Raw genomic sequence first — 19,915 nt, forward strand, 5'->3', positions numbered from 1 at the left:
CGATCTCCTTTAGTGATGCAACTGTTTTACCAAACCAATAGAATTTAGCAATAAATTAACCAAATCTATGATTGATCCAGCGGGCGATCTGTCGCAATGCGTGATCAAAATTGCGATACACCGGGTTAAACGGGATCTCCAGCAGTTTGCCATCGGCAGATGACGAGGTGATTAACCGCGACTCCTCTTCAGGGCTGAACGGATCATCCTTCCAGAAGCCGGAGAGCATCGGCGTCGGGCAACGGCGCCCCAGCAGTCCCTGGGTTTTGAGCGAATAGCGATTGAGCTCCACGCGCAGCGCTTCATCGGATGCGTCATGCATGCCCAGCCGCGAGGCCAGCACGTCGAGGTACATCTCCGGCACGCGCCCCTGATGCAGGGGATCCACCAGCAGACCGTGGACCACCGGCCCCAGACAGGCTACGGCCTTCAGCCGCTGCGGCTCCAGGTAACCGAGACGCACCGCGATATTGGCGCCAAAGCGGAAGCCGAAGGCGGCGACCCGGGTATGGTCAATCCACGGCACATTTTCCAGATGGCGCAGCGCGTGCTGATGCAGCAGGCTGGTGTCCTGATTCAGCGTCCATTTTGATGAGAAGCCGATGGAGGGCATATCAATGGTCAGCATGGCAATGCCGAGCGGTGAGAAGTAGTTTTCATACAGGTTGTAATAATCGGTCTGCAGCGAGTCCAGCCCCCCGCACATCAGCACCGTCGGAAACGGCCCCTCGCCTTTCGGCATATGCAAAAAGCCGGTTATCGGCGAGCCGCCAGGGATAGTAAACTCCAGCTCGCGCAGGGCGCCAGGCAGTCGCTGGGCGGCCTCTTCATACGCCCGGTTGGCTAAAGCCTGCGCCTGTTCCGCCAGCTCATCGCCTTTGATATGCGGATAAGCGGCAATGCTGTACAGGTTCGAAGCATGCAGCCAGTGGCGGCCGCTCAGCAAAGGATCGGCTTCCTGCCCGGCCTTTTGCTGCCACTGCATGGCTTCTTTCGCCCACTCAAAAATCCAGTTGCCGCCGCGATAGCCGATAACGGTATCGAACAGCTCGGGATCGGTTCGTTCGGCCTCGCTCATCACAATGCGCGCTTGGACATCGAGGATCTCCTGCGGGGTTACGCCGCGCCAGATCCACATTAAGCGATTGATCAGACGGTACCAGTGATCGACGTGATTGCCGCTCAGCGCTGACTGCATCGCCTGGGGTTTTCCGGCAGAAAACCGGCGCACCAGCGTAGAGGTTTCGGGATGTTTGAAGCGAGGTTTAAACAGCGTTTCGCTAAGGTTAGCCTGTGACATGTGCAGTCTCCGTCGTAGTGCCACTACGGATATTGTAACCTGCTAAAGGATAAAAAAAACCACGCCCGGCAAGCCGGGCGTGGTAAATAGCACTGTCCTGAAGAATTAACGACCTGCGATAGGCGGTACAAACACCACGCCCATATCCCACGGCTGTTCAATCCAGGTATCCTGCGGAATATCAACCACGTAATCATCCACCAGCGGACGGCCTGCCGGTTTGGCGAAAATGGTGACAAAGTGCGCTTTGGGATACATTTCGCGGATCGCCACAGCGGTCCCGCCGGTATCCACCAGATCGTCGATAACGATAAAGCCTTCGCCATCGCCTTCCGCACGTTTCAGCACTTTCAGCTCGCGCTGGTTATCATGGTCGTAGCTGGAGATGCATACGGTATCAACATGACGAATGCCCAGTTCACGCGCCAGTAACGCTCCCGGTACCAGTCCACCGCGGCTAACGGCAATAATGCCTTTCCATTGCTCAACCGGCAGCAGACGGCTGGCCAGTTTGCGGGCGTGAATCTGCAACATGTCCCAGGTGACGACGTATTTTTCGCTCATGTGAAGTGTCCCAGCCTGTGTAATACGGCTTAAATAATGTTCGAGGGGGAAAATGGTTGCGCGAGATTATAGAGATCTGACGCACTAAAAACCAGTGTTAAGCGGTTTGCGCAACGCTTTTTGCGTTGTTTACACTACCTGCGGCGGTGGAAAGTGGTATTCTCAACCCCATCGCGCAAGCCCGGGCTTGTTGTGTATTTTAACGCTAACCCTCGTCCTGCAACCGCTGTATGCAGGAGTCTGTAAGGAGACTTACCGTGTCTGAACTGTCTCAACTATCCCCGCAGCCGCTTTGGGATATTTTTGCCAAGATTTGCTCCATCCCGCACCCGTCCTATCACGAAGAACAGCTCGCCGAGCACATTATGGGTTGGGCAAAAGAAAAAGGCTTACACGCGGAACGCGACCAGGTTGGCAACATTCTGATTCGTAAAGGCGCGACTGCCGGTATGGAAAACCGTAAGCCGGTAGCGCTGCAGGCGCACCTCGATATGGTGCCGCAGAAAAATAACGACACCGTCCACGACTTCGCCAAAGATCCGATTCAGCCGTACATTGACGGCGAATGGGTGAAAGCGCGCGGCACCACGCTGGGCGCGGACAACGGTATCGGGATGGCGTCCGCGCTGGCGGTACTGGCCGACGACAGCGTCGCTCACGGCCCGCTGGAAGTGCTGCTGACCATGACCGAAGAAGCCGGCATGGACGGTGCCTTCGGTCTGCAGGCCAACTGGCTGCAGGCCGATATCCTGATCAACACCGACTCCGAAGAAGAAGGCGAAATCTACATGGGTTGCGCCGGCGGGATCGATTTCACCTCTAACCTGGCGCTGACCCGCGAAGCGATTCCGGCCGGGTTCCAGAGCTTTAAAGTCACCTTAAAAGGGCTGAAAGGCGGCCACTCCGGCGGTGATATTCACCTTGGTCTGGGTAACGCCAACAAGCTGCTGTCGCGCTTCCTCGCCGGCCACGCCGATGAGCTGGATCTGCGTCTGGTCGATTTCAACGGCGGCACGTTGCGCAACGCCATCCCGCGTGAAGCTTACGCTACTGTCGCCGTCGCCGCGGATAAAGCCGATGCGCTGAAAGCGCTGGTGAATACTTACCAGGCGCTGCTGAAAAACGAGCTGGAGGCCAAAGAGAAGAACCTGGTGGTGCTCGTGGAAGCGGTCGATAACGACAAAGCGGCGCTGACTCAGGCTTCCCGCGACACTTTCATCCGTCTGCTGAACGCCACGCCGAACGGGGTTATCCGCAACTCTGACGTGGCGAAAGGCGTAGTGGAAACTTCGCTGAACGTCGGCGTCGTCACCATGACCGATGACAACGTACAGATCCACTGCCTGATCCGCTCGCTGATCGACAGCGGCAAAGACTACGTGGTCAGCATGCTGGATTCTCTGGGTAAACTGGCGGGGGCGAAAACCGAAGCCAAAGGCGCTTACCCGGGCTGGCAGCCGGACGCCAATTCGCCAGTGATGCACCTGGTGCGCGAGACCTATCAGCGTCTGTTCAACAAGACGCCGAACATCCAGATCATCCACGCCGGTCTGGAATGCGGCCTGTTCAAAAAACCGTATCCGGAAATGGACATGGTCTCCATCGGGCCGACCATTACCGGTCCGCACTCTCCGGATGAACAGGTACATATCGAAAGCGTCGGCCAGTACTGGACGCTGCTGACCGAGCTGCTGAAAGCCATTCCGGCTAAATAAGCACTACCACCGGCGGCAGTCCGCCGCCGGTTTTTCATCCGCCTCACCTTAGCGACCCGCGCTTTCCATCCGGTAGTTAATAAACCACTCTCCGCGCGCCGCCACCCGCTGCTCAGCCACCACCTTAAAACCATGAGCCGTAAAACAGGGCTTTGCGGTAATGCTGGCGTCCACCGTCAGGATTTGCGCAGGATACTGAGCGCAGAGCGCCTCGATAAGCGCGCCGCCGATACCCTGCCGGCCATGATCCGGCGAGACGAAGAGCAAATCGATATGCGTCCCGATGACGGTGATAAAGCCAACCAGTTGATGCTCTACTTCCGCCACCAGCCCGATTGAATCAGCCAGCTTTTGCCGCCAGCGCGTCTCATCCACCTGCGCCCAGGCCGCAATCTGCGCCGGGGTATAATCCCGGCTGGCCGTTTCCCGCACCGCGCGCAGAAAGATCTGGCAGAGCAGTGGTAAATCGCTGTCGTGGTAAGGGCGAATGTGCATGGTTAAATCCCTAATAAAAGCTGCCTTTCCAGCTGCGGATCGAGCAGCGTTACGTGGAGCCCAACCAGACGCACGCCACGTCCGCCACGGCGCTCATCCCAGGCCTTGTGCGCGGTGGCAATCAGATCCGCTTTGTTCAGCCGCGGCCAGACGTGCTCCTGGGTGGTCAGCTGGAAGTCATTGAATTTCAGTTTAATCCCCTGACGGGCGATCAGCAGGTCCGGTTTAACCTTCGCCAGCCGGCGCTCCAGCTCCGGGTAGAGGTTTTCGATTATCGCTTCGCACTCCGGCCATTCGTGAATATCTTCCGCCAGGGTGCGCTCCACGCCCACCGACTTGCGCTGGCGGTCGTTATGGATTTCCCGCTCATCAATCCCGTGGCTGCGCTCCCACAAAATACGGCCGAATTTACCGAAACGCTTAAGCAGCATGGCCAGATCGCTGTTCTGCACATCGCCACAGGTACGCAGGCCCATATTTTCCAGCTTCGCTGCCGATACCTTCCCGACGCCGGGTATTTTCGCCAGCGGCAGCGCCCGCACAAACTCAGCCACCTGATGGGGAGCGATAACGAACTGGCCGTTGGGTTTATTCATGTCAGAGGCGATTTTGGCAAGAAACTTTACCGGCGCGACCCCCGCCGAGGCGGTGAGGCGCAGCTCCCGTTCAATGGTTTCGCGGATCTCCTGGGCTATCAGGGTGGCCGACCCGTGACAATGCACGCTGTCGCTGACGTCAAGATAGGCTTCATCCAGCGACAGCGGCTCAATGCGCGAGGTGTAGCGGGAGAATATTTCGCGGATATGGTTCGAGGCTTCTTTGTAGGCATCGAAGCGGCCGGGAAGCAGTGTGAGATGCGGGCACAGCTTGAGCGCTGTCGCCGTCGGCATAGCGCTGCGCACGCCAAACTTGCGCGCAGGATAGTTCGCGGTACTAATCACGCCACGCTGTACCCGACTGCCGCCTATTGCGAGGGGGATATCGCGCAACGCCGGGTTGTCACGCATCTCCACCGCCGCAAAGAAACAGTCCATATCGACATGGATAATTTTACGCATCGTCAGACTCAACACTGTATACCCATACAGCATAGCAAAACTCGCTGCGAATTTGATGCTTTTTTTATTTCATCGGCTAAAAAAGCGGTCAAAACATAAAAATGCAATGAATTATGTTTATTTTCATAAAGTTAACCAATGAATCTGGAAGGTGTAATCATGAAGAAAATACTTACCGCACTTTGCCTGCTGGCCACCGCCGGCGCCTGGGCAGCCCCACAGCTGATTGCCCACCGCGGCGGCACCGGCGATGCGCCGGAAAATACCCTGCCAGCGATCAAGCTGGCGCTGGAGAATAACGCTGAGGCCATCTGGGTCACCGTGCAGTTAAGCCGCGACGGCGTGCCGGTGCTCTACCGGTCAAGCGATCTTTCCGCATTGACCAATAGCGAGGGCAAAGTTTCCAGTTTGACCGCCGCCGAGCTGGCGAAAGTCGATGCCGGCTGGAAATGGGGTGATGACAGCCACCCCTGGCGTGGCAAGCTGGCCACCATTCCCACGCTGCAAGCCGTTTTGCAGCAATGGCCGCACACGTTCTTCTACATCGACATTAAATCTCCGGATGCCGACCCGACCGTGATGGGCGAGCGCCTGCTTGCGGTGTTAAAAGCCACGCACAGCCTCAATCGCGTACGGGTCTATTCCACCGAAGACCGCTATATCGCCGCGCTGCCGCCGGCTATTCCCCGCTTCGTCACCCGTAGCGAAACCCGCACCAGGCTCGCCAGTATTTCGCTCAGCCATCAGTGCCAACCTGCCAGCCAGCGCAAAGGCGAACAGTGGTATGGGCTGGAGCTGAAGCGCAAGGTAGAGGTGGTGGAGAAATTCACCCTTGGAGAAGGGATCTCCCCGGCGACGCTCACCTGGGATAAAGAGGCGATGGATTGCTTCCGCTCGCAGGGCAAAGCGCACATTATCTTCTTCGGCATCAACAGTGCGGAAGATTACCGCACGGCGAAGGCGCTGGGCGCTGACGGCGTGATGGTTGATTCCCCGGCGCAGGCGAAAAGCTGGCAGTAAGAGCGCAAAGGGATAAAAAAGGCCGCGAAAGCGGCCTCACGTTGCTGGCATGTTGTTGCCGGGTGGCGGCTGCGCCTGACCCGGCCTACAAAACCGAAGCAGCAGGCCCGGCAAGCGCAGCGCCTCCGGGCCAAAATGGCCAAAGATTACAAAATACGCCGCTGCTGGCGCTGCGCCTCGCGGGCGAGACGTTTCTTACGCGCGTCGCAGGGCTCAGGACAGTCGCAGACTTTCTCCAGCCCCAGCGAGGAGATCCCCCCGCAGCTGCCCTGAATGCTCTTGCGCTTCACCAGGTAGCCCAGCGACATCCCGAGGATCACCAGCGCAAAAATCACAAAGGTTGCGACAAACACCGTCAGCATCGTCAGCCTCCAAAGTCGTCGAGCAGAATATTCTCGTCCTCGACGCCCAGATCCTTCAGCATCTTAATCACCGCGGCATTCATTACCGGCGGCCCGCACATGTAGAACTCGCAGTCTTCCGGCGCCGGGTGATCGCGCAGATAGTTCTCGTACAGAACGTTATGGATAAAGCCGGTATGCCCCGTCCAGTTATCTTCCGGCAGCGGATCGGAGAGCGCGACGTGGAAGGTAAAGTTCGGGTTATCCCGCGCCAGCTGTTCAAACTCATCATCGTAGAACATCTCGCGCAGCGAGCGCGCTCCGTACCAGAAGCTAATTTTGCGTGTGCTGTGCAGGCGCTTGAGCTGGTCGAAAATATGCGAACGCATCGGCGCCATCCCGGCGCCGCCGCCGATAAACACCATCTCGGCGTCGGTTTCTTTGGCAAAGAACTCGCCGAACGGCCCGGAAATCGTCACCTTATCGCCCGGCTTCAGCGACCAGATATAGGACGACATGATCCCCGGCGGGGCATCCGGCACCTTCGGCGGCGGCGTCGCAATGCGCACGTTGAGCATAATGATACCCTTCTCTTCCGGATAGTTAGCCATCGAGTAGGCGCGCAGGGTCGGCTCTTTCACCTCAGAGACGTAGCGGAACAGGTTGAACTTGTCCCAGTCCGAGCGGTATTCATCCGGAACATCGAAGTGAGCATAGGCCACTTTATGCGGCGGGCATTCGATCTGAATATAGCCCCCCGCGCGGAACGGCACCACCTCCCCCTCCGGGATCCGCAGCTTGAGCTCTTTAATGAAAGTGGCTTTGTTATCATTGGAGATAACTTCACACTCCCATTTTTTCACACCGAAGATTTCCTCCGGTAGCTCAATCTTCATGTTCTGCTTCACCGCGACCTGGCAAGCCAGACGGCAGCCGGCTTTTGCTTCACGTTTGGTAATATGCGAAAGCTCGGTCGGCAGGATATCGCCGCCGCCCTCTTTAATAGTCACCCGACACTGGCCGCAGGAGCCGCCGCCGCCGCAGGCGGAGGAGACAAAAATCCCGTTGCTCGACAGCGTGTTCAGCAGCTTATCCCCCGCCGGGGTGCGGATCTGCTTATCCGCTTCGTTATTGATCTCAATAACCACGTCGCCTGCGTTCACCAGCTTTGAGCGCGCTGCCAGGATAAGCCCCGATAGCACCAGCACAATCAGCGTGAACATCACGACGCCAAGAATAATTTCCATACTTATTCGCCCTTATAGCTGCACGCCGGAGAAGGACATAAAGCCCAGCGCCATCAACCCGGTGGTGATAAAGGTGATCCCTAACCCGCGCAAGCCGGCAGGCACGTTGGCGTACTTCATCTTTTCGCGGATCCCCGCCATCGCCACGATCGCCAGCATCCAGCCGATACCGGAGCCGAAGCCGTAGACGATGGATTCCGGGAAGTTGTAATCACGCTGCACCATGAACGACACACCGCCAAAAATCGCGCAGTTAACTGCAATCAGCGGCAGGAAGATCCCCAGCGCGTTGTATAGCGCCGGGAAGTACTTATCGAGGATCATCTCGAGGATCTGCACCAGCGCGGCGATCACCCCGATAAAGGTGATGAAGTTCAGGAAGCTGAGGTCCACCCCTTCCACCAGCGCGCCGTCGCGCAGCACCAGGTTATACACCAGGTTGTTGATCGGTACGGCAAGACCCAGCACCACCGTCACCGCAACGCCGAGGCCGAAGGCGGTGGAGACCTTTTTCGACACCGCGAGGAAGGTACACATCCCGAGGAAGAAGGCCAGCGCCATGTTCTCAACGAACACCGCGCGGACAAACAGGCTAATGTAATGAGCCATCATCGATTACTCCTTTTCCTGCTGTTCAGGCTTCCAGCTACGCAGGGCCCAGATCAGTAAACCGATAATGAAGAACGCGCTCGGCGCCAGCAGGAACAGGCCGTTCGGCTGATACCAGCCGCCGTTCTGCACCGTCTCCAGCACCGTGATACCGAACAGCTTGCCGCTGCCGATAAGCTCGCGCAGGAAGCCGACGATAATCAGGATCGCGCCATAGCCGAGACCATTGCCAATACCATCCATAAAGCTCGCCAGCGGTGGCGACTTCATGGCATAGGCTTCGGCGCGGCCCATCACGATACAGTTAGTGATGATAAGCCCGACGAACACCGACAGCTGCTTAGAGGTCTCATAGGCGAAAGCCCGCAGTAGCTGATCCACCACGATAACCAGCGAAGCGATGATCGCCATCTGCACGATGATACGTACGCTGTTGGGAATGTGGTGGCGGATCATCGAGATAAACATGCTGGAGAACGCCGTCACCAGGGTTACCGCAATGGTCATCACGAAGGCGGTTTCCAGTTTAGTGGTGACCGCCAGCGCGGAGCAGACGCCCAGCACCTGCAGGGCGATGGGGTTATTGGCGATGAGCGGGCCCACCAGCACGCGCTTCACCTCTTTCATATCGCTCTGTTCAGCCATTGTTCAGCCCTCCTTCACGCACCTTTTTCAGGAACGGACCAAAGCCCAGTTCACCCATCCAGAAATCAAAGCTGTGCTGTACGCCATTTGACGTCAGCGTGGCGCCCGATAAGCCATCAACCGCATGCAGGTCACCAGCGCGCGCGCCGCCTTTGACCACTCTCAGCGCCGGCATGCCGTTGTCATCCAGCACCTGCTTGCCGACAAACTGCTGGCGCCAGTTCGGGTTCTCCACTTCGCCGCCCAGCCCCGGGGTCTCCCCCTGGTCATAGTAGGTAATGCCTTTCACCGTGCGGCCATCGACGTCCAGCGCTACGAAGGCGTACATCATCGACCACAGGCCATTGCCATAAATGGGCAACACCACCTGCTCAATCTTCTGCTGCGCGTCACGCACCAGGTAGATTTCCGCCAGATTGCTGCGGCGTTTTATCCCGGCCGGATCCTGGCTGGCGTCCAGCGCCATACTCTGTTGCGGATCCTTCAGCGCCTGGGCCTGATTGAATTTTGCCGGGTCTTTCTCCAGCAACTCACCGGTCGCCAGATTCACCAGTCGCGGCGAAATGCGCGCCGCGAAGGTGTCCGCTACCGCATCCGCATCCATACCGGGCTGCATCAGGCCGGACACCGCCAGGATATTACGCTGCTTATCCAGCGCCCGTTGCGCCTGCTGGCGGGATTTCAGCCCGACGGCCGAGCCCGCTACTACAATGGAGCAGACCAGACAAAGCACCAGCACCACCAGCAGCGTTTTGCCGATGCTATCGTTACTTTTCTTCTCAGCCACGCGACTTCCTCCGCTTAATATTGGCCTGCACCACCAGGTAGTCGAACAGCGGTGCGAAGAGGTTGGCGAAGAGGATCGCCAGCATCATCCCTTCCGGATAAGCCGGGTTCACCACGCGGATCAGCACGCACATCACGCCGATCAGCACGCCGTAACTCCATTTCCCTTTATCAGTAAACGAGGCGGATACCGGGTCCGTCGCCATAAACATCATGCCGAAGGCAAAGCCGCCGAGCACCAGATGCCAGTACCATGGCATAGCGAACATCGGGTTGGTGTCGGAGCCGATAACGTTAAACAGGGTGGCGGTGGCGATCATGCCGATCATTACCCCGGCGACGATGCGCCAGGACGCGACGCGGCCAAAGAGAATGATCGCGCCGCCGATCAGGATCATCAGCGTTGAAACTTCGCCAATCGAGCCCGGAATATTGCCGAGGAAGGCGTCCATCCAGCTCACCGGGATGCCTGTAGCGACGTTAACCAGCGCTTCACCGCCGCCGCTGGCCCACTGGGAGAGCGGCGTCGCGCCGGAGAAACCGTCCGCCGCCGTCCACACCAGGTCGCCGGAGATCTGCGCCGGATAGGCGAAGAACAGGAACGCGCGCCCCGCCAGCGCCGGGTTGAGGAAGTTGCGCCCGGTGCCGCCGAAAATCTCCTTAGCGATCACCACCCCGAAGGAGATCCCCAGCGCCGCCTGCCATAGCGGCAGCGTGGGCGGGACGATCAGCGCAAACAGAATCGAGGTGACAAAGAAGCCTTCGTTGATCTCATGTTTGCGCACGATAGCGAACAGCACTTCCCAGAAGCCGCCGACGATAAAGACGGTGATATAGATAGGCAGGAAGAAGACCGCGCCTAAGGTCATCATGCTCAGCCAGCCGGCGTCGGCGCTGAAGCTCACCCCTAACCACTGGGCAACGCTATAGTGCCAGTTGTTGGCAATGACCTGCTGCAGCTGTTCGGCGCCGTAAAGCTTATGTAGCGCCGGAATGGTCTGTAGCCCGACGTTGTACATCCCCCAGAACATCGCCGGGAATACGGCAAACCACACGAGGATCATCATCCGCTTGAGGTCGATGGCGTCACGCACGTGCGCCGCGCCGCGGGTGACCTGGCCTGGAGTGTAGAAGATGGTCGCCGCCGCCTCATACAGCGGGTAATATTTTTCCAGCTTGCCGCCGTGCGTGAAATGCGGCTCAAGTTTTTCAATCAGATGCTTTAAGCCCATCTCTTATCCTTCCTGCTCAATCCGGGTTAATACGCTGCGCAGCGCCGGGCCATATTCATATTTCCCGGGGCAGACGTAGGTGCAGAGCGCCAGATCTTCTTCATCCAGCTCCAGACAGCCCAGCGCCTGAGCGCTGTCGGTGTCCCCGGCCAGCAGATCGCGCAGCAGTATAGTCGGCAGGATATCCAGCGGCATCACCCGTTCGTAGTTGCCGATCGGCACCATCGCCCGCTCGCCGCCGTGGGTATCGGTGGAGAAATGAAAGCGCTTGCGCTTGAAGAAATGGCCTAGCGTAGTGCGGGTAATCGAGAACTTCTCTTTGCCCGGCATCACCCAGCCAAACAGCTCTTTTTCCCGACCTTCGCGAACCACGCTCACCTGCAGATGGAAACGCCCGAGGAAGGCGTGGGGGCCGTGGGCGCGGGTACCGCTAAGTACCGAGCCGGAAATGACGCGGTTTTCCCCCTCCTCCAGCTCGCCCGCCAGCAGATCGTCCAGACTGGCGCCCAGCGTCGTTTTGACCAGCCGCGGCGACTTCACCTGCGGGCCGCCGAGCGCAATCACCCGCTCGCAGTTCAGCTCACCTTCAAGGAAAAGCTTACCAATGGCGATCGCGTCCTGATAATTGAGGTGCCAGACCTGCTTATTCAGGCTCACCGGCTCCAGAAAGTGAATATGCGTTCCCGGCAGCCCCGCCGGGTGCGGCCCGGTGAACTGGTTAAAACAGACCTGGCCGGCTGGATGACCGCCGAGCTTACCGCCGCTGGGCTGGCAGACGTGGACTTTCCCGTCGGTCAGACGCGTCAGCACGGTAAGGCCGGCGTCGAAAGCGGCCCGTTCGGCCAGAATAATCGGCTGCGGCTCCGCCGCCAGCGGATTGGTATCCATGGCGTTAACAAAGATAGCAGCCGGCACGCTGCCCGGGCGCGGCGTTTTACTGAATGGCCGGGTGCGCAGCGCCGTCCACAGGCCCGACGCCAACAGCTGCTGCTGCACGGTGTCGCGCGGCAGTTCAGCCAGCGCGTCCGCGGCGTAACGGGTAAACGCCACCGCGTCATTGCCCTCGATATCAATCACCACCGACTGCAACACGCGCCGTTCACCGCGGTGGATCGCGCTGACGACCCCGCTCGCCGGGGCGGTAAAGCAGACGCCGGGGATCTTTTTATCTTCGAACAGGATCTGACCTTTTTTGACCCGATCGCCTTCTTTGACCGCCATGGCGGGACGCATGCCGACGTACTCTTCTCCGAGTAGCGCGACGCGCTTCACCGCTGGCGCGGAAGAAATCTGCTGTAATGGCATGCCAGCTATGGGCAAATCCAGCCCTTTCGTGATTTTAATCATATCGTTAGCAGGTATCCGTAACCTCAACCCCGACGCAGGCCGGGGCCAGCTTATTGACAGAATGGTAGAGAAGAAAGGTCAAAACGGCGCCAGTAGCGCTCAGGACGGAAGAGAAGCATCCTTTCTTACTCTGGTGATGAACCGGCGCAAGTGTAACATTTCGTGAGCGGCGGCTGTAGCGCAAGGGGCGATAAGTGCTTCTAAAATGCGAGCTATTGCGCAAAGTTCTCACTGTGTTTTCGTCGGCGTCAGGGTATAAAGTGAGGCGGAATTGTAAACGCCGCCACGTCGCCCTTGCGAAAAAATGCCGTGATGCTAATGTGAGCGCTCTAAATCCAGAAAACTCTGATTTCGGGTCTCTCTTGCCGTCCTGGCAATGTGGCTATTTTGTTTTATCAAGGAACAAGCAGTATGCGCAAAATCGCATTATTTATTGCGATGCTTCTGCTGCCGTGCGTGTCATTTGCCGGGCTGCTCAGCAGCAACAGCCCGACGACGCCGGTTAGCAAAGAATATAAGCAGCAATTAATGGGTTCACCGGTTTACATTGAGATCTTTAAAGAAGAGCGCATGCTCGACCTTTACGTCAAAATGGGTGAGACCTACCAGCTCCTCGACAGCTATCGGATCTGCAACTACTCCGGTGGCCTGGGCCCGAAACAGCGCCAGGGCGATTTCAAGAGCCCGGAAGGGTTCTATAACGTCACCCGCAGCCAGCTCAAACCCGACAGTCGCTTCTATAAAGCGATTAATATCGGCTTCCCGAACGCCTACGATCGCGCCCATGGTTATGAAGGGAAATACCTGATGATCCACGGCGACTGCGTCTCTATCGGCTGCTACGCCATGACCGACAGCGGGATCGATGAGATCTTCCAGTTCGTGACCGGCGCCTTAGTCTTCGGTCAGCCAAGCGTGCAGGTGAGTATCTATCCGTTCCGCATGACCAACGCCAATATGGAACGCCACAAATACTCCTACTATGCGGATTTCTGGAAACAGCTGAAGCCTGGCTATGATTATTTCCAGCAGACCCACAAACCGCCGGTCGTATCAGTGACCGACGGCCGCTATGTGGTGAGCAAGCCGCTCAGCCACGAGGTTGTCCAGCCGCAGCTGGCCTCAAACTATACGCTCCCCGAGACAAAATAACGCCCACTCGCCTGGCATGATCTTATGCCAGGTCTCATTGGCCGTCAGCGGCTGCGTGGCGATAACCGTGACCACATCGTTGGGTGTGGTCTCGCGTTGAAAGTCGATCTCCACATCCTGGTCCAGCAGTTTTGCCACGCCGAACGGCGCCCGCCGGGTGATCCAGTGCAGGTTGGTCGAGCAGAACGCCATCACATAGCGTCCGTCCGATAGCAGCATGTTGAACACCCCTTTCTCACGCAGCTCCCCCGCCAGGGTGGCGATATACTTAAATACGCCCAGCATATTGCCCGGCGTACGCGGGTAGCGCTCGGTTAAGCGGTGCAGCAGCCAGCAGAAGGCCTTTTCACTGTCGGTTTCACCTACCGGGTGGAAATTGCCGGTTTTCAGCGATTTATAGCCTTTGAGCTGCCCGTTGTGCGCGTAGGTCCAGTTGCGCCCCCACAGCTCGCGGGTGAACGGATGCGTATTCTCCAGGGCCACCATCCCGCGGTTGGCCTGACGGATATGCGCGACGACGGAACAGGACTTAATCGGGTAATCCTGGACCAGTTTCGCGATCGGCGACTGAAAGCTCGGCTGCGGATCTTTGAATGTGCGACAGCCTTTGCCTTCATAGAAGGTGATGCCCCAGCCGTCTTTATGCGGCCCCGTCCCGCCTCCGCGCTGTACCAGCCCGGTAAAGCTAAAACAGATATCTGTTGGCACATTGGCGCTCATCCCGAGCAGTTCGCACATAGATCACCTCACCATCACAAATCACGACGGCGCCAAAGCGAGGCCGCCGTCAACAGTACACACTCACCTGCCTGTTAGCCTTTCGCCATCTCTTTTTCGATCAGCATAATCAGGATATGGATCACTTTGATGTGGATCTCCTGAATGCGGTCGGCGTAGCCAAAGTGCGGCACGCGAATTTCAACATCGGCGCTACCGGCCATTTTACCGCCGTCTTTACCGGTCAGGGTGATCACTTTCATCCCCTGCGCCCGGGCGGCTTCAATGGCCTTGATAACGTTGCCGGAGTTGCCGGAGGTGGAGATGCCAAGCAGCACATCGCCCGCGCGGCCGACGGATTCAACGTAGCGGGAGAATACATACTCATAGCCAAAATCATTGCTCACGCAGGAGAGATGGCTGACGTCGGAGATCGCAATGGCCGGATAACCCGGGCGGTTTTCGCGATAACGTCCGGTCAGCTCTTCCGCAAAATGCATCGCATCGCAATGGGAACCGCCGTTACCGCAGGACAGCACTTTACCACCCGCCTTAAAGCTATCCGCCAGCAGGACAGCGGCACGCTGGATAGCATGGATATTGGCTTCGTCCTGCAGAAAGTTAGCCAGCGTTTCCGCGGCTTCGTTCAGTTCGTTACGAATAAGATCCTGGTACATGAGGATAATCCTTCAGTATGAGTGGAATAACCCTGGCAGTGTACCGGATAGCCGCCGAAGCGAGAAGCAGCAGGCAGCGTTATCCCCCGCCCTTTTGATTTTATGTGCCGCTTTTGCATACAACAATGTGAGCAAGGTTGTAATTATTTTGTAAACACATTGCTAAATAAAAAAGCATGCACTACAACCAATACATCACAAGTGGTCAGACCTCCTACAAGCACAGGGAGCATTTCTCTATGATGATTTTGAGTATTGTTGCAACCGTTGTTTTACTCGGTGCGCTCTTCTATCACCGGGTCAGCCTGCTGCTCAGCAGCGTGATCTTGCTCGCCTGGACCGCAGCGCTCGGCGCGGCCGGTCTGTGGAATATCTGGCTGCTGCTGCCGCTGGCGATCATTCTGTTGCCGTTTAACTTTGCGCCTATGCGTAAATCCATGATTTCCGCACCGGCGTTTCGCGCTTTCCGCAAGGTGATGCCGCCGATGTCGCGTACTGAAAAAGAAGCCATCGACGCCGGGACCACCTGGTGGGAAGGGGATCTGTTTCGCGGCAACCCTGACTGGCACAAGCTGCATAACTATCCGCAGCCGCGTCTGACCGCCGAAGAGCAAGCCTTCCTCGACGGCCCGGTGGAAGAAGCCTGCCGGATGGCCAACGACTTCGCCATCACCCACGAAATGGCCGATCTGCCGCCGGAGCTGTGGGCGTATCTGAAAGAGCATCGCTTCTTCGCGATGATCATTAAGAAAGAGTATGGCGGGCTTGAATTCTCCGCTTATGCCCAGTCGCGGGTGCTGCAGAAGCTCTCTGGCGTCTCCGGCATTCTGGCGATCACCGTCGGCGTCCCGAACTCACTGGGGCCGGGCGAGCTGCTGCAGCATTACGGTACCGAAGAGCAGAAAAACCATTATCTGCCGCGTCTGGCGCGCGGGCAGGAGATCCCCTGCTTCGCTCTCACTAGCCCGGAAGCGGGCTCTGACGCCGGCGCCATCCCGGATACCGGCGTGGTCTGCATGGGTGACTGGCAGGGCCAGCAGGTGCTAGGTATGCGCCTGACATGGAACAAACGCTACATTACGCTGGCGCCTATCGCCACCGTGCTGGGACTGGCGTTTAAACTTTCTGACCCGGATCGTCTGCTGGGGGGAGAAGAAGAGCTGGGCATCACCTGCGCGCTGATCCCGACCTCCACCCCGGGCGTGGAAATTGGCCGTCGTCACTTCCCGCTTAACGTCCCGTTCCAGAACGGCCCAACCCGCGGCAAAGATATCTTCGTGCCGATCGATTACATCATTGGTGGGCCGGGGATGGCCGGTCAGGGCTGGCGCATGCTGGTTGAATGTCTGTCGGTGGGCCGCGGTATTACTCTGCCATCCAACTCCACCGGCGGCCTGAAATCGGTGGCTATGGCTACCGGGGCTTACGCCCATATTCGCCGCCAGTTCAAAATCTCGATCGGTAAAATGGAAGGGATTGAAGAGGCGCTGGCGCGCATTGCCGGTAATGCTTATGTAATGGACGCTGCGGCGTCGCTTATCACCTACGGCATTATGCTCGGCGAGAAACCGGCGGTGCTCTCCGCGATCGTGAAATATCACTGCACCCACCGCGGCCAGCGCTCCATTATCGACGCAATGGATATTACCGGCGGGAAAGGCATTATGCTGGGCGAAGGCAACTTCCTCGCCCGGGCCTATCAGGGCGCGCCTATCGCCATCACGGTGGAAGGGGCGAACATTCTGACCCGCAGCATGATGATCTTCGGTCAGGGTGCGATCCGCTGCCATCCATACGTGCTGGAGGAGATGGCTGCCGCGCAGAACAACGACCTGAACGCCTATGACAAGCTGCTGTTCAAACATATCGGCCACGTCGGTAGTAACAAAGTACGGAGTTTCTGGCTGGGCCTGACCGGCGGACGCACCAGCAGCGCGCCGACCCGTGACGCCACCCGTCGTTACTATCAGCAAATGAACCGTCTGAGTGCCAACCTCGCGCTGCTGTCAGACGTCTCGATGGCGGTACTGGGCGGCAGCCTCAAGCGTCGCGAACGTATCTCCGCGCGTCTGGGGGATGTGTTAAGCCAGCTGTATCTGGCCTCGGCGGTGCTGAAACGCTATGACGATGAAGGACGCAATGAAGCCGATCTGCCGCTGGTTCACTGGGGAGTGCAGGATGCGCTGCACCAGGCTGAACAGGCCATCGACGATCTGCTGAAAAACTTCCCCAACCGTCTGGTGGCTGGCGCAATGCGGCTGGTCATCTTCCCGACCGGGCGTCATCATCATGCGCCGTCGGATAAGCTGGACCATAAAGTCGCTAAAATTCTGCAGGTGCCCAGCGCCACCCGCTCCCGCATCGGTCGCGGTCAGTACCTGACGCCGAGCGAGCATAACCCGGTTGGTCTGCTGGAAGAGGCCCTGCAGGAAGTGATGGCGGCCGATCCTATCCACCAGCGGATCTGCAAAGAGTTGGGTAAAAACCTGCCGTTCACCCGTCTGGATGAGCTGGCACACAACGCGCTGGCCAAAGGATTAATAAATCAGGAAGAAGCCGCTATTCTGACCCGCGCAGAGCACAGTCGCTTGCGCAGCATTAACGTCGACGACTTTGCGCCAGAGGAGCTGGCGACAAAGCCGGTAAAGCTGCCGGAAAAAGTTCGCAACGTTGAAGCCGCATAATAAAATAATCACCACATCACACGCCGGGCGGGGAATTTTCCCCGCCTTTTTTTCGTCCCCCCCTCCTCCGTGGCTTCTGTCAGTAGCATTTTTTTAACAAAATATTCCGCTGACCGCCGCGAGGCTGATATGGTGTTACAGTTAACCTAACCCCCTCATGAGAATGGAGTTGACCATTGTGCCTGGCCTGAAAATTACGCTGTTGCAACAACCGCTGGTCTGGATGGACGGCCCTGCCAACCTGCGCCATTTTGATCGCCAACTGGAAGGGATTGTCGGGCGTGATATCATTGTTTTACCTGAGATGTTTACCACCGGCTTTGCGATGGAAGCGGCAAAACAGTCTTTACCCGAGGCCGAGGTGGTGGAGTGGATGCATGCCCGGGCCGCGCAAACCCAGGCGCTGATTGCCGGCAGCGCAGCGCTGCAAACCGAACACGGCGCTGTTAACCGCTTCCTGCTGGTCGAGCCCGACGGTACGGTGCACCATTATGATAAACGGCACCTGTTCCGTATGGCCGATGAACACCATCATTATGAGGCTGGTGACCGACGCGTGGTCTTTGAATGGCGCGGATGGCGTATCCTGCCGCTGGTCTGTTACGACCTGCGCTTTCCGGTATGGTCGCGTAATCTGAACGACTATGATTTGGCGCTGTATGTTGCCAACTGGCCGGCGCCGCGCTCCCTGCACTGGCAGTCGCTGCTGGTCGCCCGCGCGATTGAGAACCAGGCCTACGTCGCCGGCTGTAACCGGGTCGGCACCGACGGCAACGGTCATCATTACCGCGGTGATAGCCGGGTTATCAGTCCCCAGGGGGAGATTGTCGCCACCGCCGATCCGCATCAGGCCACTCGTCTTGACGCCGAACTGTCGCTGAGCGCCCTCCAGGAATATCGTGAAAAATTCCCCGCCTGGCGCGATGCCGATCCTTTTACTCTGGATTAATCCCCCTCCGCTTTCTTCCCCCCTTCTGCGGGAAAAGAAAGCGGAATTTCCTCTTGCAGCGCCCAACAGAATATTTACAGGGCGCCTTTCATTTCTGTTCTACACTCATTAAAAGACCCCACAACCAAACGGGCGGAGATCATTTTCAATTCACTTCTGCTTTGTAAATCATGAGTTTTCTATTGCCAGCTTGTTTTGTTGAACCCGGCTGAGCGTTGGCGTATGAATATTTAATGAGCGTAATGGAAAATGGATAATAATAATCTTCAGTTAATAGAAAAACGGCTGGTCACCCGCTTTCTCGATATGTTTATTCGGTTCGGTCTTATTCTGGCGCTGGCCTCATTCTGTTTTACCGTCTTTTCTCCCTTCGTCAATATGATGCTCTGGGCGTTGATTCTGGCCGTGGCGCTCTATCCTTTACATCAGTATTTTGCCAGACTGTTAGCGGGAAAACAGGGACTGGCGTCGGTGGCGCTGGTGCTGTTAGGTATTTTACTGATTGTTATCCCCACGGTGCTGATGATCACCTCGCTGGCGGAAAGCGCCAGCGCCATGATTGACAAGATGGGTAGCCAGAGCTTTACCATTCCCCCGCCCTCTTCACGAATTGCCTCTTTACCGATCGTTGGCGAGCGGCTTAGCGCCCTGTGGATGCGGGCTTCCGTGGATCTCCCGGGACTGCTCAGCAATTACCGTTCGCAAATCGGCGATATTGCCAAACAGTTTCTCAGTATTTTGGCCAGCATGGGCGGCGGACTGATTGGCTTTATTATTTCGTTTATCGTCTCGGGCATTATGATGGCCTGGGGCGCCGCGGGCGCCATCAGCGCCCAGCGTATTGCCATCCGTATTACCGATGAAAATAAAGGCGTGACCCTCACCCGCCTGTGTACCAGCACCATCCGCGCGGTCGCCCAGGGCGTCATCGGGGTGGCATTGATCCAGGCGCTGCTGGTGGGTGTGATCATGCTGATGGCCAGCATTCCCGCCGTCGGGATCTTCTTTATACTTGCCCTGATCCTCGGCATTGCCCAGGTGCCGGTGATCCTGGTGACGGCCCCGGCCATTGCGCTAATGTGGAGTCTCGGCACCCACAGTACCGGAATGGATATCTTCTACACCATCCTGCTGATCGTCGCCGGTATGGCCGATAACGTGCTCAAACCTCTGCTGCTGGGGCGCGGAGTCGACGCGCCAATGCCGGTAGTGCTGCTGGGCGCCCTCGGCGGAATGGCCTCTAACGGCATTCTCGGTATGTTTCTCGGCGCCACCCTGCTGGCCATCGGTTATCGGATCTTCATGACCTGGGTAAATGAAGGGCAACCCGCTCTGCCGCAGGATAAATAACCTCAAGGGAGCGTTACGCTCCCTTAA

At 57.7% G+C, this 19,915-nt stretch carries 19 protein-coding genes; 6 read left to right on the forward strand and 13 right to left on the reverse strand.

The window, feature by feature from the left end; genetic code table 11:
• Window positions 1-55 precede the first annotated feature (55 nt).
• Together frsA and gpt are read right to left on the reverse strand one after the other, a co-directional pair.
• Window positions 56-1,300, reverse strand: coding sequence for an esterase FrsA (frsA, locus tag ABLU73_RS08455; protein WP_004204644.1), 1,245 nt, complete (start codon window positions 1,298-1,300; stop codon window positions 56-58).
• A 105-nt stretch (window positions 1,301-1,405) separates the two neighbouring features.
• Window positions 1,406-1,864, reverse strand: coding sequence for a xanthine phosphoribosyltransferase (gene gpt, locus ABLU73_RS08460; protein ID WP_002889733.1), 459 nt, complete (start codon window positions 1,862-1,864; stop codon window positions 1,406-1,408).
• A 257-nt stretch (window positions 1,865-2,121) separates the two neighbouring features.
• Here gpt and pepD point away from each other — a divergent pair, with 257 nt between their 5' ends.
• Complete coding sequence (gene pepD / locus ABLU73_RS08465) at window positions 2,122-3,579, forward strand: cytosol nonspecific dipeptidase (protein ID WP_004204643.1); 1,458 nt, start codon at window positions 2,122-2,124, stop codon at window positions 3,577-3,579.
• Between the two features lie 48 nt (window positions 3,580-3,627).
• Here the strand turns inward: pepD and ABLU73_RS08470 are convergent, their stop codons facing one another.
• Window positions 3,628-4,074 carry a GNAT family N-acetyltransferase gene (locus ABLU73_RS08470; protein WP_032455593.1) on the reverse strand — a complete coding sequence of 149 codons (447 nt, stop codon included), beginning with the start codon at window positions 4,072-4,074 and terminating at the stop codon, window positions 3,628-3,630.
• 2 nt (window positions 4,075-4,076) lie between these two features.
• A complete protein-coding gene (gene dinB, locus ABLU73_RS08475) occupies window positions 4,077-5,132 on the reverse strand; it encodes a DNA polymerase IV (protein ID WP_004204641.1) in 1,056 nt (351 codons plus the stop codon).
• Window positions 5,133-5,291: 159 nt separating this feature from the next.
• Between dinB and ABLU73_RS08480 the strand changes: the two genes are divergently transcribed.
• A complete protein-coding gene (locus ABLU73_RS08480; RefSeq protein WP_064190134.1) occupies window positions 5,292-6,152 on the forward strand; it encodes a glycerophosphodiester phosphodiesterase family protein in 861 nt (286 codons plus the stop codon).
• Window positions 6,153-6,298: 146 nt separating this feature from the next.
• Here the strand turns inward: ABLU73_RS08480 and nqrM are convergent, their stop codons facing one another.
• Genes nqrM through ABLU73_RS08515 form a run of 7 tightly spaced genes read right to left on the reverse strand, consistent with a single transcriptional unit; the run spans window position 6,299 to window position 12,359 of the window.
• A complete protein-coding gene (nqrM, locus tag ABLU73_RS08485) occupies window positions 6,299-6,514 on the reverse strand; it encodes a (Na+)-NQR maturation NqrM (RefSeq protein ID WP_004204638.1) in 216 nt (71 codons plus the stop codon).
• Window positions 6,515-6,516: 2 nt separating this feature from the next.
• Window positions 6,517-7,740 carry an NADH:ubiquinone reductase (Na(+)-transporting) subunit F gene (gene nqrF / locus ABLU73_RS08490; protein ID WP_182948168.1) on the reverse strand — a complete coding sequence of 408 codons (1,224 nt, stop codon included), beginning with the start codon at window positions 7,738-7,740 and terminating at the stop codon, window positions 6,517-6,519.
• A 12-nt stretch (window positions 7,741-7,752) separates the two neighbouring features.
• Window positions 7,753-8,349 (reverse strand): NADH:ubiquinone reductase (Na(+)-transporting) subunit E, encoded by a 597-nt coding sequence (nqrE, locus tag ABLU73_RS08495; RefSeq protein ID WP_004177335.1) that lies wholly within the window; start codon window positions 8,347-8,349, stop codon window positions 7,753-7,755.
• A 6-nt stretch (window positions 8,350-8,355) separates the two neighbouring features.
• Window positions 8,356-8,994: an NADH:ubiquinone reductase (Na(+)-transporting) subunit D gene (locus ABLU73_RS08500; protein WP_002889716.1), complete on the reverse strand. Its 639-nt coding sequence runs from the start codon at window positions 8,992-8,994 to the stop codon at window positions 8,356-8,358.
• Window positions 8,987-9,781, reverse strand: coding sequence for a Na(+)-translocating NADH-quinone reductase subunit C (locus ABLU73_RS08505; RefSeq protein ID WP_032453038.1), 795 nt, complete (start codon window positions 9,779-9,781; stop codon window positions 8,987-8,989). The genes ABLU73_RS08500 and ABLU73_RS08505 overlap by 8 nt, the downstream gene beginning before the upstream one ends.
• Complete coding sequence (locus ABLU73_RS08510) at window positions 9,774-11,012, reverse strand: NADH:ubiquinone reductase (Na(+)-transporting) subunit B (RefSeq protein ID WP_017901312.1); 1,239 nt, start codon at window positions 11,010-11,012, stop codon at window positions 9,774-9,776. Before ABLU73_RS08510 ends, ABLU73_RS08505 begins: the two co-directional genes overlap by 8 nt.
• 3 nt (window positions 11,013-11,015) lie before the next feature.
• On the reverse strand, window positions 11,016-12,359 hold the full coding sequence (locus ABLU73_RS08515) for a Na(+)-translocating NADH-quinone reductase subunit A (protein WP_004204633.1): 1,344 nt from the start codon (window positions 12,357-12,359) through the stop codon (window positions 11,016-11,018).
• A gap of 411 nt (window positions 12,360-12,770) precedes the next feature.
• On the opposite strand from ABLU73_RS08515, the gene dpaA reads away from it, so the two are divergent.
• Window positions 12,771-13,511: a peptidoglycan meso-diaminopimelic acid protein amidase gene (gene dpaA, locus ABLU73_RS08520; RefSeq protein WP_264924766.1), complete on the forward strand. Its 741-nt coding sequence runs from the start codon at window positions 12,771-12,773 to the stop codon at window positions 13,509-13,511.
• Here dpaA and ABLU73_RS08525 read toward each other — a convergent pair.
• Both ABLU73_RS08525 and lpcA read right to left on the reverse strand, forming a co-directional pair.
• The gene (locus ABLU73_RS08525; RefSeq protein ID WP_004204630.1) at window positions 13,482-14,249 is read right to left on the reverse strand and encodes a class II glutamine amidotransferase; all 768 of its coding nucleotides are present in this window, start codon (window positions 14,247-14,249) and stop codon (window positions 13,482-13,484) included. The genes dpaA and ABLU73_RS08525 overlap by 30 nt on opposite strands.
• Window positions 14,250-14,323: 74 nt before the next feature.
• On the reverse strand, window positions 14,324-14,905 hold the full coding sequence (lpcA, locus tag ABLU73_RS08530; protein ID WP_004145825.1) for a D-sedoheptulose 7-phosphate isomerase: 582 nt from the start codon (window positions 14,903-14,905) through the stop codon (window positions 14,324-14,326).
• A gap of 239 nt (window positions 14,906-15,144) precedes the next feature.
• On the opposite strand from lpcA, the gene fadE reads away from it, so the two are divergent.
• The 3 genes from fadE to ABLU73_RS08545 all read left to right on the forward strand — a co-directional run bounded on the left by fadE (window position 15,145) and on the right by ABLU73_RS08545 (window position 19,888).
• The gene (gene fadE, locus ABLU73_RS08535; RefSeq protein WP_264924767.1) at window positions 15,145-17,589 is read left to right on the forward strand and encodes an acyl-CoA dehydrogenase FadE; all 2,445 of its coding nucleotides are present in this window, start codon (window positions 15,145-15,147) and stop codon (window positions 17,587-17,589) included.
• 178 nt (window positions 17,590-17,767) lie between these two features.
• Window positions 17,768-18,538, forward strand: coding sequence for an amidohydrolase (locus ABLU73_RS08540; RefSeq protein WP_087832618.1), 771 nt, complete (start codon window positions 17,768-17,770; stop codon window positions 18,536-18,538).
• A gap of 249 nt (window positions 18,539-18,787) precedes the next feature.
• Window positions 18,788-19,888 (forward strand): AI-2E family transporter, encoded by a 1,101-nt coding sequence (locus ABLU73_RS08545; RefSeq protein WP_048294202.1) that lies wholly within the window; start codon window positions 18,788-18,790, stop codon window positions 19,886-19,888.
• Window positions 19,889-19,915 lie beyond the last annotated feature (27 nt).

Origin of the sequence: Klebsiella sp. GG_Kp175, assembly GCF_040062325.1 — a bacterium.
Classification (GTDB): Bacteria; Pseudomonadota; Gammaproteobacteria; order Enterobacterales; family Enterobacteriaceae; genus Klebsiella; species Klebsiella quasipneumoniae.

Bases quoted from the DNA above. Each gene is read 5' to 3' on its own strand.
- frsA (WP_004204644.1), bottom strand. From the start codon at position 1,300: ATGTCACAGGCTAACCTTAGCGAAACGCTGTTTAAACCTCGCTTCAAA.
- gpt (WP_002889733.1), bottom strand. From the start codon at position 1,864: ATGAGCGAAAAATACGTCGTCACCTGGGACATGTTGCAGATTCACGCC.
- ABLU73_RS08470 (WP_032455593.1), bottom strand. From the start codon at position 4,074: ATGCACATTCGCCCTTACCACGACAGCGATTTACCACTGCTCTGCCAG.
- dinB (WP_004204641.1), bottom strand. From the start codon at position 5,132: ATGCGTAAAATTATCCATGTCGATATGGACTGTTTCTTTGCGGCGGTG.
- ABLU73_RS08480 (WP_064190134.1), top strand. From the start codon at position 5,292: ATGAAGAAAATACTTACCGCACTTTGCCTGCTGGCCACCGCCGGCGCC.
- nqrM (WP_004204638.1), bottom strand. From the start codon at position 6,514: ATGCTGACGGTGTTTGTCGCAACCTTTGTGATTTTTGCGCTGGTGATC.
- nqrF (WP_182948168.1), bottom strand. From the start codon at position 7,740: ATGGAAATTATTCTTGGCGTCGTGATGTTCACGCTGATTGTGCTGGTG.
- nqrE (WP_004177335.1), bottom strand. From the start codon at position 8,349: ATGGCTCATTACATTAGCCTGTTTGTCCGCGCGGTGTTCGTTGAGAAC.
- ABLU73_RS08500 (WP_002889716.1), bottom strand. From the start codon at position 8,994: ATGGCTGAACAGAGCGATATGAAAGAGGTGAAGCGCGTGCTGGTGGGC.
- ABLU73_RS08510 (WP_017901312.1), bottom strand. From the start codon at position 11,012: ATGGGCTTAAAGCATCTGATTGAAAAACTTGAGCCGCATTTCACGCAC.
- ABLU73_RS08515 (WP_004204633.1), bottom strand. From the start codon at position 12,359: ATGATTAAAATCACGAAAGGGCTGGATTTGCCCATAGCTGGCATGCCA.
- dpaA (WP_264924766.1), top strand. From the start codon at position 12,771: ATGCGCAAAATCGCATTATTTATTGCGATGCTTCTGCTGCCGTGCGTG.
- ABLU73_RS08525 (WP_004204630.1), bottom strand. From the start codon at position 14,249: ATGTGCGAACTGCTCGGGATGAGCGCCAATGTGCCAACAGATATCTGT.
- lpcA (WP_004145825.1), bottom strand. From the start codon at position 14,905: ATGTACCAGGATCTTATTCGTAACGAACTGAACGAAGCCGCGGAAACG.
- fadE (WP_264924767.1), top strand. From the start codon at position 15,145: ATGATGATTTTGAGTATTGTTGCAACCGTTGTTTTACTCGGTGCGCTC.
- ABLU73_RS08545 (WP_048294202.1), top strand. From the start codon at position 18,788: ATGGATAATAATAATCTTCAGTTAATAGAAAAACGGCTGGTCACCCGC.